Source organism: Ruegeria sp. AG7, from assembly GCF_056541545.1.
In genome coordinates this window covers 272,840-284,855 of record NZ_JBQFYP010000003.1, presented here as the reverse complement: position 1 = coordinate 284,855, position 12,016 = coordinate 272,840, and the positions used below count along the sequence as shown (strand labels likewise).

The following is a 12,016-nucleotide window of genomic DNA, read 5'->3' as shown; positions in this document are numbered from 1 at the left end:
GTCAAATTTCATAGAAATACAAGGTTTTGTTGATGTTTGTCTCATAGTTAGACAAATCCGCGGGGGTGCACTGTTGCGCAACGTTTGTGTAGTGACATTCCACCGCCCGTCGGCTAAACGCTGCGCAGAAGGGAGAGCCAAATGTCAGCTGAAACAGCCTCGAACGACGTTACTGGCCATACCGAGGGAGCAAATATGAAGCAGGAAGTTTTTCTGCCGGAAGATTACCGTCCGGCCGAAGATGAGCCTTTCATGAATGATCGTCAGCTTGAGTATTTTCGCCGCAAGCTGCTGGATTGGAAGACAGAGTTACTGGCTGGTAGCCGCGACACCATCGAAGGGCTGCAAGACAACACCCGTAACATTCCGGACGTCGCGGACCGCGCCAGCGAAGAAACTGACCGTGCGCTGGAACTGCGGACCCGTGATCGTCAGCGAAAGCTGGTCGCAAAGATCGACTCGGCCCTGCGCCGGATTGATGATGGCGAATACGGGTATTGCGAAATGACGGGCGATCCGATCTCGTTAAAGCGTCTGGACGCACGACCGATTGCAACCATGACACTTGAGGCACAAGAGCGCCATGAGCGTCGCGAAAAGGTCCACCGCGACGATTAATCGCCGGGTATGTGTAAGAAATCCAAACGCCGGGGCCTGTGGCTCCGGCGTTTTTGCGTTATGCGGATGCCATGAAGATAGATGGATTGAAATTCTGTGTCATTGGCGGTGGAATCGGCGGCCTGGCCTCGGCTCTGGCACTGCAACACCGTGGGGCGCATGTCACGCTTCTGGAGCAAGCCCCGGCCCTGACCGAAGTCGGCGCTGGTTTGCAGATCAGCGAGAACGGGATGCGCGTTCTTCATGCACTTGGCGTCACAGGTCTTTCTGTCGGGCAGAAGTCCCATGGAACTGTCTTGCGCGATTACCGAAAAGGGCGCGTGGTCAGTCACCTGCCGGGCCCTGCAGCTGGTCCGACTTATTACTACCACCGTGCCGACCTTCTGAACCTTCTTCATGATGCGGCTTGTGACGCAGGCGTGAATATCCGCTTGGGTGCCAGAGTTTCGCATGTGCAAAAGCATCCCAACGAGGCCGAGGTGATCTTGGCGTCAGGCGAGCGAATTCGCGCCGAGTGCGCCATTGCGGCCGATGGCGGCCGCAGCATGCTCCGCCCGGCTCTGAACGGGGCAGAGATGCCGGAGTTCACGCATCAGGTGGCGTGGCGCGCCGCCATCCCCTGGCAGCCCGGTCATGACCCGGTTTCCGCATCCCTGACGATGGGGCCTGGGCGGCATGTGGTAACCTATCCGTTGCGTGACGAAAGCATGATGAACATTGTCGCGGTTGAAGAGCGTTCGGATTGGCGGGAAGAAGGATGGCGTCAGACGGGCGACCCTGAAGAGTTGCGCAAGCGCTTTGCAGATTTCGGTGGCCCCGTGTGCGACATTCTGTCGAAAGTCACGGATGTGCATCTGTGGGCATTGTTTCTGCGGCCTGTCGCGCAAAACTGGCAGAATGGCCGATTGGTTCTGGTAGGGGACGCGGCCCATCCGACATTGCCGTTCATGGCGCAAGGGGCGTGTCTGGCGCTCGAGGACGCTTGGGTTCTGGCGCGCGCGTTTGACGAACGATCGGGTATCACCAGCGCACTGGCAACCTATGAAACAACCCGGAAACCAAGGGCGCAGCGCGTTGTCGCGGCGGCCGGGTCAAATGCGCGGAACTTTCATCTGCGCGGTCCAGCCCGTATGGCTGCGCAATGTGTGCTGAGGGTCGTCGGTGCCCGGTTGTCACAACGCTATGAATGGATCTACAGTCACGACGTCACGGCTGCCTAGGGCCTCAAAGATCCAAGTCAATCCAGACGGGAACGTGATCGGATGGCTTTTCGTGCCCCCGAACAGCCGCATCAATCTGGCAATCCCGCATGAGGTCGGCCGCTTGTGGCGTCAGCAGGAAATGATCAATTCGAATTCCGTCATTCCGGTTCCACGCGCCAGCCTGATAATCCCAGAAAGAATAGTGATCGGGGCCCTGCGTTGTGGCGCGAAAGGCCTCGGTAAAGCCAAGGTTCAGGATCTTTCGAAAGGCGGCCCGGCTTTCCGGGCGGAACAACGCGTCTTCCCGCCAGGCATCGGGGCGTTTGGCATCCTCGGCCTGTGGGATGATGTTATAGTCTCCGGCCATCAGGGCAGGCTCCTCTGACTTCATCAGGGCCTGGGCGCGGTCGTAAAGCCGTTCCATCCAGGCCAGCTTGTAATCGTATTTCCGTCCGGGTGCCGGATTCCCGTTGGGCAGATACAGCCCACAGAGCCGCAGGGCCTTTTTGCCTACGACGGTGGCCTCGATCCAGCGCGCCTGTTCATCATTGTCATCGCCGGGAAGGCCGCGAGATACATCCTCCAGCGGAAGCTTCGACAGGATCGCGACACCATTAAAGCTTTTTTGCCCATGTGTTTCCACGTTGTACCCGCGATCTTCAAACATCTCGCGGGGGAAGTTCTCGTCGACGGATTTGATTTCCTGAAGAAGAACAACGTCGGGTTGGGCGTCGTCCAGCCAGCGGGGCAGCGCCTCGGTTCGTGCCTTGATGCCATTGATGTTGAACGTGGCGATTTTCATTCGCGATCCTCCGAAACCTTGTGGCAACCTATCGCTCAGAACGGGCCCAGCGGCAAGTCGGAGATCGGATTAGCGAGGCTCTGCCTCGCGCTCCGGGATATTTTTAGCCAGATGAAGAAACGAACCCTTAACCATTTTTTCGATACTAGAAGGGGCGGTACAGGCGGGGACGCCGATGACCGCGCCAGGTGAAGCTCTCTGGTCGTTTTGGTCAGAGAGCGGATCCCTTCTTCATCTGGCTGAAAATATCCTGGGGGTGTGGGGGCAAAGCCCCCGCCGGTTACATCGAAAACGACGTGCCGCAGCCACAGGAAGAGGTGGCGTTGGGGTTGTCGATCACAAACCTTGCACCAATAAGCTCCTGAGTGAAATCAATCACCGCGTTTTCAAGAAAGGGCAGAGAGACCGGGTCGACGATGACTTTCTGCCCCTTGCCTTCAAGGATGAGGTCATCGGTGTTTGGCGTGTCCAGAGCGATTTCATATTGAAAACCGGAACATCCACCACCCTCCACTGCGACACGCAGGGCTTGCCCCTGTTCCGCGGCGCCGATCTCGGCGAGGCGGTCAAAGGCGCGTTCGGTGACTGATGGGGGCAGATTCATGCCGGTCTCCAAAGGTTTATTTCCCAAGCGTCCTACAATATATGAAACAAAAAGACAGGCGACAAGGACAAGGCCTTTGGACAGAGCGGGATTTGCTTCGGACCCAGACCGTGCAAGGGGGCGGCTGGTGCCAGAGGAAGAAAGCAGCTTCCGGTCATGCTTTCAGCGTGATCGCGACCGGATCATTCACGCCAGTGCGTTTCGGCGGCTCAAACACAAGACGCAAGTCTTTGTCGAGCATGAAGGCGACAGTTATCGAACACGGCTGACCCATTCCATCGAAGTTGCTCAGGTCGCGCGAACCATTTCAGGGGCGTTGGGCCTGAATCCTGAACTCACCGAGGCTGTAGCCCTAGCGCACGACCTGGGTCATACACCCTTTGGTCATACGGGTGAAGACGCCCTCCACGCGCTGATGGTGCCTTACGGGGGGTTTGATCACAATGCCCAGGCCATTCGGATCGTAACGAAGCTGGAGCGGCATTATGCCGGGTTTGACGGATGCAACCTGACCTGGGAATGTCTGGAGGGTATCGCCAAGCATAACGGTCCGGTTGTTGGCGATCTGCCGTGGGCGCTGGCTGAATGCAACCAGGGCTTTGATCTTGAACTTCATACCCATGCAAGTGCCGAGGCGCAGGTGGCGGCTTTGTCTGATGACATTGCTTACAACAATCACGACCTTCTGGATGGGTTGCGCGCGGGGTTGTTTGAAGATGATGATCTGCGTCACCTTCCGATCGTGGGGGGATGCTACGCGGATGTGGATGCTAAATACCCCGGTCTTGATCCGTATCGACGACGTCATGAAGCACTGCGGCGGGTATTTGGGGTCATGGTGGCAGATGTCATCACAACGTCACGAGACTTGATTGTAGCCTCGGGCGCGCAATCGGTCGAAGAGATTCGCCATCTTGGGCATCCTGTCATCCAATTCTCGACCGGGACTTGGGCGGATCTGAAACAAATCAGGGCGTTCCTGTTCACCCGGATGTATCGCGCACCCAGCGTCATGAAGGTACGGGCCAAGGTTGCAACGGTTGTCGAAGACCTGTTCCCGATCTACCTGAACGACCCGAAACAGATGCCCGCACGTTGGCACGAGGATATTGAAGCTGCGGCGGATGAGACAGCTTTGGCCCGGATCGTATCGGACTACATCGCAGGTATGACCGACCGTTTTGCCTTGCAGGATCACGCGCGGCTGACTGGCTGACTGGGCCGCAATGACACGGGTAATGGTCCATGTTTGCGACCTTTTTTGTGGGTTGATTGGTGCCTTGCGCAGGCGGGAAGCGATGATCAGAAGCCGTACGACAGACAGCCCGCAGGGTATTTGAAATCTCTGACAGTGGATATCCGGGCGAGATTGGCAGACATTGGGCGCAAACCAAGTCCAAACATTAGGCGTCCATTGACCTTGCCGTGATGCGTGGTAAACCGCCGGGCAAGCAAAAGGACATCCGAAATGAACCTGTTTTCCGAGATCCGCGGCCTTGTACTGGACGCGCTGGCGCAGATGCAGTCCGAAGGCGCGTTGCCCGAGGGGCTGAGTTTTGACAACGTGGCGGTCGAACCGCCGCGCGATGCAGCGCATGGCGACATGGCGACAAACGCGGCGATGGTGCTGGCAAAACCGGCCAGGATGAAACCGCGTGACATTGCCGAGGTATTGGCGGGGAAGCTGGCGGCAGATGACCGGATCACCAGCGCCGATGTGGCAGGTCCGGGCTTTCTCAATTTGCGGCTGGCACCGTCGGTCTGGCAAGGCGTGCTGGCGGCTGTGCTGGAGAAGGGCACCGATTATGGCCGCTCGACTATGGGCCATGGGCAAAAGGTCAACGTTGAATATGTTTCGGCCAACCCAACCGGTCCGCTGCACGTGGGTCATACACGGGGCGCGGTTTTCGGTGACGCTCTGGCAAGCCTGCTGGCCTATTCCGGCCATGACGTGACCCGTGAGTATTACATCAACGACGGCGGCGCGCAGGTGGATGTGCTGGCGCGCTCGGCTTACGAACGCTATCGCGAGGCCAATGGTCTGAGCCCGGAGATTGCCGAAGGTCTTTATCCCGGCGACTACCTGATCCCAATTGGGGAAGCGTTGAAAGAGAAATACGGCGACAGCCTGATCGACAAGCCGGAAAGTGACTGGCTGGAAGAGGTACGTGAGTTCTCGACCGACGCGATGATGGATCTGATCCGTGCTGACTTAAAAGCGCTGGGCGTTGAGATGGATGTGTTCTTCTCGGAAAAATCGCTCTATGGCACCGGTCGGATCGAGGCCGCATTGCAATCGCTGACTGACAAGGGCCTGATTTACGAAGGCGTGCTCGAGCCGCCGAAGGGCAAAAAGCCCGAAGATTGGGAGCCACGCGAACAGACGCTGTTCAAATCGACCGAACATGGCGATGATGTGGATCGCCCTGTCAAGAAATCAGATGGCAGCTGGACCTATTTTGCCCCGGATATTGCCTATCACTATGACAAAGTGTCCCGTGGTTTTGACGCGCTGATCGACGTGTTTGGCGCGGACCATGGCGGCTATGTCAAGCGGATGAAGGCGGCTGTTTCGGCACTGTCCGACGGTGAGGTGCCGCTAGATATCAAGCTGACGCAGCTGGTGAAGCTGTGGAAGAATGGCGAGCCGTTCAAGATGTCCAAGCGTGCAGGGAACTTTGTCACTCTGCGCGATGTGGTCGATCAGGTGGGCCCGGACGTGACGCGGTTTGTTATGCTGACCCGCAAGAACGACGCGCCGTTAGATTTCGATTTTGACAAAGTGCTGGAACAAAGTCGCGAGAACCCTGTATTCTACGTTCAATACGCTCATGCCCGTGTCATGAGCGTGCTGCGCCGCGCGGCCGAGGCTGGAATTGCGGTTGATGATGCGACCCTTGCATGCGCTGACCTGAGCAAAAACGATCATGCCTCGGAACTGGTTGTTGCCAAGAAGCTGGCAGAATGGCCGCGGCTGGTCGAGATTGCGGCGCGGACCAATGAACCGCACCGGGTCGCCTTTTACCTTTATGAACTTGCAGGCGACTTTCATGCGTTGTGGAACAAGGGTAATGACGAGACGCAATTGCGTTTCATCCAGGATGGCGATGTTGCCACAAGCCAGTCAAAAATCGCTTTGGCCCGGGCCGTTTCTGTTGTGATTTCAGCGGGCTTGGGTATTCTTGGCGTTACTCCGGCGCAGGAGATGCGGTAACAAATATCGCCCGAACCGCCGGTACGAGGTAGGCAAGAAATGACCCGCGGGCCTTATTTTCAGGCGTGAAACGGGCAGTGAGGCGGACATGGCGAGTTACGATTACTCGGGGCATCAAAGCCCCGGGCAGATTCATTACCCGAATCAAGCGCATTCTGAAGATGTGTATGATTTTCCCGAAGACACGCAGGAAGATGACGCGCCGCGAGGCTCGTTTGGTCTGGGCAGGGCGGTGAATATCCTGGGGGCCGTTGCATCCTTGGCGCTGGTCGCCGGTGTCGGGGTCTGGGGCTATCAACTGATCATGCGCGATGTCAGTGGCGTGCCGGTTGTCCGCGCCGCCGAAGGGCCGATGCGTGTGCAACCGGAAAATCCGGGTGGAACACCCGCCGATCATCAGGGCTTTGCCGTGAATGCCGTCGCCGCCGAAGGCAGTGCCGCGGCACCGGCTGACCGGTTGATCCTTGCGCCGCGCCCGGTGTCCCTTACGGAAGAAGACCTGCCCGCCGGAGAACTGAAGCCGACCCCTGCGCTGCATGTGGTCGAAGAACCGATCACCACGCAGGAAGCCGCGCGCCTGCGCCAGAACGCAGTAGATGCGCTGGTTGCGGAATTGGCGGGTGCGGCAACAGAAACGCGGCAAGAATTCGAAGACGGTGTGCAACTGGCATCGCTGACCGCCCTCGACGAAGAACCCGCCATTGACCCGGCAGACTTTGCTGCGGCCTTGCCAGACCCAAGTTTCGCCGAGTTGCCGGGTGTGCGCCGATCGTTGCGCCCTGTGACGCGTCCGGCACGGTCGACCCGCAGTCAGGTCGCACCCAGCGAGAATTCCGAAGACGCCATTAATGCAGCAGTGAAAGCTGCGGTTGGGGTGGATGTTGATCCGGATACACTGGCCAAGGGGACCCGGCTGGCGCAGCTTGGGGCTTATGACAGCACGCAAGTGGCACAGGCCGAGTGGGACCGTTTGAATGGTCAGTTTGGTGAGTATTTGTCGGGAAAACAGCGCGTTATTCAGAAAACCTCAAGCGGTGGGCGGACCTTCTACCGCCTGCGTGTTCTGGGGTTTGAAGATCTGAGCGACTCGCGCCAGTTCTGCGCCGCTCTGGTCGCGCAAGGCGCTGACTGTATCCCGGTGGCCGTGAGGTGAAGTTCGGAGCAGCGATCACAGATGCTGAAGGACTGCGCCTGACGCAGGAGGAAAGAGACCTGTTTCGCCATATGAACCCGTTTGGGTTCATCTTGTTCGCCCGCAATATTGAAAGCGCCGATCAGGTGCGCGCCTTGTGTGATGATTTCCGAGAGGCTGTTGGGCGCAACTGCCCCATTACCATTGATCAGGAAGGTGGGCGCGTACAGCGTTTGCGCGCACCCTTGGCCCGCGAATGGCTGCCCCCGCTGGATCATGTGACCAGAGCGGGTGATCAAGCGGAACGCGTCATGTACCTCAGGTACCGCCTGATTGCGGATGAGCTGTTTGGTCTGGGCATCGACAGCAATTGTGCCCCTATGGTCGATGTGGCGCGGCCCAAGACCCACGCGTTTCTGAAAAACCGCTGTTATGCCTTTGATCCTGAGCAGATTTCCAGGATCGGCAGGGCCGTGGCGCAGGGCCTATTGGACGGGGGCGTTCTTCCGGTACTCAAGCACATTCCCGGCCATGGCCGTGCAACTCTGGACAGTCACCATGACCTGCCGCACGTTGATTTGCCGCTGGAAGAGTTGGAATACAGCGATTTCGCGCCGTTCCGTGCCTTGAACAACCTGCCGATGGGGATGACCGCGCATCTGGTCTTTGATCAGATAGATCCCCGGCCGGCCACCATTTCCGCGGCCATGATGGGTCTGATCCGAGACAATATCGGCTTTGGCGGGCTGATTATGACCGACGATATCTCGATGAAGGCGCTCAGCGGGTCGTTGACGGACCTCACCCGCCAATCTTTGCAGGCGGGCTGCGATGTAGTCCTGCATTGCAATGGCAGTTTTTCTGAACGTGCCGCTGTAATGGAAACTGCCGGAGAAATGTCGGATGTGGCACAAGCCCGCGCAGAACGGGCGCTGGCGATGCGCAAACGCCCGCGGGAACTTGACATCCAAGCCGCCGAAGCGGAACTATCTGCCCTAATGGGCGGGCAGGTATATGAACGATAATCTTTTTAGCGAAGACCCTGTCTCGGTCGCGGATCGTCTTGCGGCCGAAGCGCTGATTGTTGATGTCGACGGGTTCGAAGGCCCGTTGGACGTTCTGCTAACCCTATCACGCACGCAAAAAGTGGACCTGCGCAAGATCTCGGTTCTTGCGCTGGCGCAGCAATATCTGGCCTTTGTTGAAAAGGCGCGTGCGCTGCGCATTGAACTGGCCGCCGATTATCTGGTCATGGCGGCGTGGCTCGCCTTTCTCAAGTCCCGTCTGTTGCTTCCGCCAGATCCGGATGACGATGGGCCATCGGGTGAAGAACTGGCCGCGCATCTGGCGTTTCAACTTGAACGCCTGCAGGCAATGCGCGACGTCGCTGCGCGGCTGATGGCCCGCGACCAACTGGGTCGTGATTTTTTCAAGCGCGGGCAGGGCGAGGACGTAACCCGCATCCGCACCGTAACCTATTCCGCCACGCTGCTGGATCTGATGCAGGGATATGCCCGTATTCGCACCCGTGACGAGTTCCGCCCCTTTGTGATGGACCGCGACTCGGTGTTCACGATGGAGCAGGCACTGGAGCGGATGCGCCCGCTGATCGGTTTTGCGGGGACGTGGACCGATATGGAAACCTATCTGCCCGATGGTTGGGATACTGACCCGGTACGCCGCAGGTCGGCGACGGCTGCGACCTTTGCGGCCTCGCTGGAACTGGTGAAAGAAGGACATATGGAGATCAAGCAGAGCGAGACATTCGCGCCGATCCATTTGCGCAAGAGGACCCAGACACGTGACTGACGCCCCAGAAGAAACCGGCACCCTGTTCGAGGCGCCACCATTGGCGGAACAGGAGCGTATGGTCGAGGCCGTTTTGTTTGCCAGCGCCGATCCGGTGACGATTGCCGACCTTGAGGCGCGGATGCCGCATGGAAGCGACGCCGCACAAGCCGTTGAGTTGCTTCAGAGACGTTACGAAGGGCGCGGCGTGCGTGTGGTGCGCGTTGGAGAGGCATGGGCGATCCGTACGGCCCCTGATCTGGGCTTTCTGATGCAAAAGGAAACGGTTGAAACTCGTAAACTCAGCCGAGCCGCGATCGAGACATTGGCCATCGTTGCCTATCACCAACCCTGCACCCGCGCCGAGATTGAGGAAATTCGCGGCGTGTCAGTCTCTCGCGGGACGATTGATCAATTGCTAGAGATGGAGTGGATCAGGCTGGGCCGTCGTCGCATGACACCGGGTCGTCCGGTGACATTTGTGGTGACGTCCGAATTTCTGGATCATTTTGGTCTGGAGAACGCCCGCGACCTGCCGGGTCTCAAAGAATTGAGGGCTGCGGGTTTGTTGGAAAACCGGCCTCCACCGGGGGCTATCCCTCTGGGCGAGGGGAGCGAGGACGAAGTGGACGAGGACCAGTCGGAACTGTTTGAGGAATAATTACCCGGACAGGTCACTACGGGTCAGGCGCCGAACCTGCGACAGGCAACGCGGGTTATCCGGCACGTGCACCGTTGCAAGAAATTCTGAGGACTAGCCGGCCGCTTTGAAGTGCTTGGACAGCTTCAGGCCTTGGCCCTGATAGTTCGATGCAATCCCGGCACCATATAGCTGCGTGGGCATTTCAGCCATTTTCTCATAGACAAGGCGCCCGACCACCTGTCCGTGCTCCAGCACGAAAGGCGCTTCGTGGCATCGCACCTCAAGCACGCCTCGCGACCCGGCCCCCCCGGCGGCTGCATGGCCAAAGCCGGGATCGAAGAATCCGGCATAATGCACCCGGAATTCACCAACCATGGCCAGATAAGGTGCCATTTCGGCGGCATACATCGGCGGGATGTGGACCGCCTCGCGGCTGACAAGGATATAGAATGCGCCGGGGTCAAGTATGATGCGGCCGTCCTTGGTGCGCACTTCCTCCCAATAGTCCTGGGGGTCGTATTCGCCAATTCGGTCCAGATCGATTACCCCGGTATGGGGCTTGGCGCGATAACCGACCAGATCGGTATCGGGCAGTTGCAGATCGACCGAAAAGCCAAGACCGTCCTGAATCACAGCAGGGCCGTCTACCAACGGCGATTCGGCGTGCAGGGCGGTCAGTTCGGCGTCAGACAAGACAGCCTGACCCTGACGGAAACGAATCTGGTTCAGACGCATACCGGGCCGGACCAGAACCGAAAACGAACGTGGACAGATCTCGGCATACAGCGGGCCCTTATAGCCCGCAGGAACGCGATCGAATTCTGTGCCACCATCGGTGATGGTACGGGTCAGAAGGTCAAGCCGCCCGGTCGAGCTTTTGGCATTGGCGACGGCGGTTACGCCACTGGGTAGGGCAAGTGATTCAATCAGGGGCACCAGATAGACGCAGCCCTTTTCCAGAACAGCGCCGTCCGAGATGTCGATGCGGTGCATTTCGAACTCGGCCAACCGATCCGTAACGGTCCGTCCTTCGCCCGCGAGGAACGAGGCGCGCACCCGGTAGGCCACTGTTCCCAAACGCAAATCAAGGCTGGCTGGCTGAATTTGCGCTGGCAGGACATCGGGGTTGGCGGCAATCTCTCCGCGCGCGATCATTGCTTCGATTTGCTGGTTCGCGCAAACACCTGTCATCTCGATCCCCTCATGTGCCAGAGCGGGATCTGGCCTTTGTGCCATAAACGTCGGTGTGATTTGGTCGGGCTAGCAGGACTCGAACCTGCGACCTTCCGTCCCCCAGACGGACGCGCTACCAGGCTGCGCCATAGCCCGACGTTGGGCCGTTCATAAAGATTTTCCCGGCAGGGGCAAGAGGAAAACACTGCCTTTTTTCCTAACCCGTCGCCTGTGTTTCAACACGATCCAGCCAGCGGCGCAGGTCTTTTGCAATTGGTGCAATCCGGCGCAGTAGTTCGTCGTCAAACTCGGCGCGCTTCCACGCCAGCGACGCGATCCCACCCATCAGGGGCGCAGTGTTCAGGTCTGGCTCTGGCTCTTGTTCTGACACAGACGCGGGAAGTGCGTCAGCCTGCACGCCTTCGTTCACCGGCTGCTCGGCCGGTTCGTCCAGATCCATAAGGATTTGTTCGGTGGCGGCAGCGGGTTTCGGTTCGATGGGCACCACTTTGCCCTGAACGGGTTCAATCAGGGCAGGGCCCGGTTCGTTTAGAGGCGGAGACAGTGCTGCGACATGTGCGACGCCTTGCTCGCGCAGGATGCGCTGCACACCTTTGATTGTGATCCCGTCCTCGTGAAGCAGTTTCTTGATGCCGCCCAGAAGACGCATGTCATTGGGGCGGTAATACCGACGCCCGCCCGCGCGTTTGACCGGTTTGACCTGAGTGAAGCGGCTTTCCCAGAAACGCAAAACATGGGCCTGAACACCAAGCCAATCCGCTACTTCACTGATCGTGCGAAACGCGTCGCGGGATTTGCTCATATCCGCGTGACCCTGGG

General features: G+C 58.7%; 12 protein-coding genes and 1 tRNA gene. 8 read left to right on the top strand and 5 right to left on the bottom strand.

Translation table 11 applies throughout. From position 1 onward, the window contains the following. Positions 1-195: 195 nt before the first annotated feature. Both dksA and ACR0BF_RS06285 read left to right on the top strand, forming a co-directional pair. A complete protein-coding gene (dksA, locus tag ACR0BF_RS06290) occupies positions 196-618 on the top strand; it encodes an RNA polymerase-binding protein DksA (protein WP_209504868.1) in 423 nt (140 codons plus the stop codon). A gap of 71 nt (positions 619-689) precedes the next feature. After that, positions 690-1,838, top strand: a complete 1,149-nt coding sequence (locus ACR0BF_RS06285; RefSeq protein ID WP_480603324.1) for an FAD-dependent monooxygenase — start codon at positions 690-692, stop codon at positions 1,836-1,838. Positions 1,839-1,842: 4 nt separating this feature from the next. Here the strand turns inward: ACR0BF_RS06285 and xth are convergent, their stop codons facing one another. Together xth and ACR0BF_RS06275 are read right to left on the bottom strand one after the other, a co-directional pair. Then, positions 1,843-2,622, bottom strand: coding sequence for an exodeoxyribonuclease III (gene xth / locus ACR0BF_RS06280; RefSeq protein ID WP_480493014.1), 780 nt, complete (start codon positions 2,620-2,622; stop codon positions 1,843-1,845). A 280-nt stretch (positions 2,623-2,902) separates the two neighbouring features. Continuing rightward, a complete protein-coding gene (locus tag ACR0BF_RS06275) occupies positions 2,903-3,226 on the bottom strand; it encodes a HesB/IscA family protein (protein ID WP_267363969.1) in 324 nt (107 codons plus the stop codon). 76 nt (positions 3,227-3,302) lie between these two features. Between ACR0BF_RS06275 and ACR0BF_RS06270 the strand changes: the two genes are divergently transcribed. The 6 genes from ACR0BF_RS06270 to scpB all read left to right on the top strand — a co-directional run bounded on the left by ACR0BF_RS06270 (position 3,303) and on the right by scpB (position 10,021). Then, on the top strand, positions 3,303-4,442 hold the full coding sequence (locus ACR0BF_RS06270; RefSeq protein WP_480473259.1) for a deoxyguanosinetriphosphate triphosphohydrolase: 1,140 nt from the start codon (positions 3,303-3,305) through the stop codon (positions 4,440-4,442). Between the two features lie 252 nt (positions 4,443-4,694). Then, positions 4,695-6,440: an arginine--tRNA ligase gene (argS, locus tag ACR0BF_RS06265; protein ID WP_480603330.1), complete on the top strand. Its 1,746-nt coding sequence runs from the start codon at positions 4,695-4,697 to the stop codon at positions 6,438-6,440. Between the two features lie 88 nt (positions 6,441-6,528). Further along, positions 6,529-7,593: an SPOR domain-containing protein gene (locus ACR0BF_RS06260; protein ID WP_480624495.1), complete on the top strand. Its 1,065-nt coding sequence runs from the start codon at positions 6,529-6,531 to the stop codon at positions 7,591-7,593. Beyond that, complete coding sequence (gene nagZ, locus ACR0BF_RS06255) at positions 7,590-8,597, top strand: beta-N-acetylhexosaminidase (protein ID WP_480624494.1); 1,008 nt, start codon at positions 7,590-7,592, stop codon at positions 8,595-8,597. The genes ACR0BF_RS06260 and nagZ overlap by 4 nt, the downstream gene beginning before the upstream one ends. Continuing rightward, a complete protein-coding gene (locus ACR0BF_RS06250) occupies positions 8,587-9,381 on the top strand; it encodes a segregation and condensation protein A (RefSeq protein ID WP_480517368.1) in 795 nt (264 codons plus the stop codon). The genes nagZ and ACR0BF_RS06250 overlap by 11 nt, the downstream gene beginning before the upstream one ends. Next, positions 9,374-10,021, top strand: a complete 648-nt coding sequence (gene scpB, locus ACR0BF_RS06245; protein ID WP_480624493.1) for an SMC-Scp complex subunit ScpB — start codon at positions 9,374-9,376, stop codon at positions 10,019-10,021. Before ACR0BF_RS06250 ends, scpB begins: the two co-directional genes overlap by 8 nt. Positions 10,022-10,114: 93 nt before the next feature. On the opposite strand, the gene ACR0BF_RS06240 is transcribed toward scpB, so the two are convergent. The 3 genes from ACR0BF_RS06240 to ACR0BF_RS06230 all read right to left on the bottom strand — a co-directional run bounded on the left by ACR0BF_RS06240 (position 10,115) and on the right by ACR0BF_RS06230 (position 11,999). Beyond that, positions 10,115-11,194, bottom strand: a complete 1,080-nt coding sequence (locus ACR0BF_RS06240) for a 2'-deoxycytidine 5'-triphosphate deaminase (RefSeq protein ID WP_480624492.1) — start codon at positions 11,192-11,194, stop codon at positions 10,115-10,117. Between the two features lie 61 nt (positions 11,195-11,255). After that, positions 11,256-11,332 (bottom strand) — tRNA-Pro (locus ACR0BF_RS06235). Positions 11,333-11,393: 61 nt separating this feature from the next. Further along, the gene (locus ACR0BF_RS06230) at positions 11,394-11,999 is read right to left on the bottom strand and encodes a MerR family transcriptional regulator (RefSeq protein ID WP_480624491.1); all 606 of its coding nucleotides are present in this window, start codon (positions 11,997-11,999) and stop codon (positions 11,394-11,396) included. Positions 12,000-12,016 lie beyond the last annotated feature (17 nt).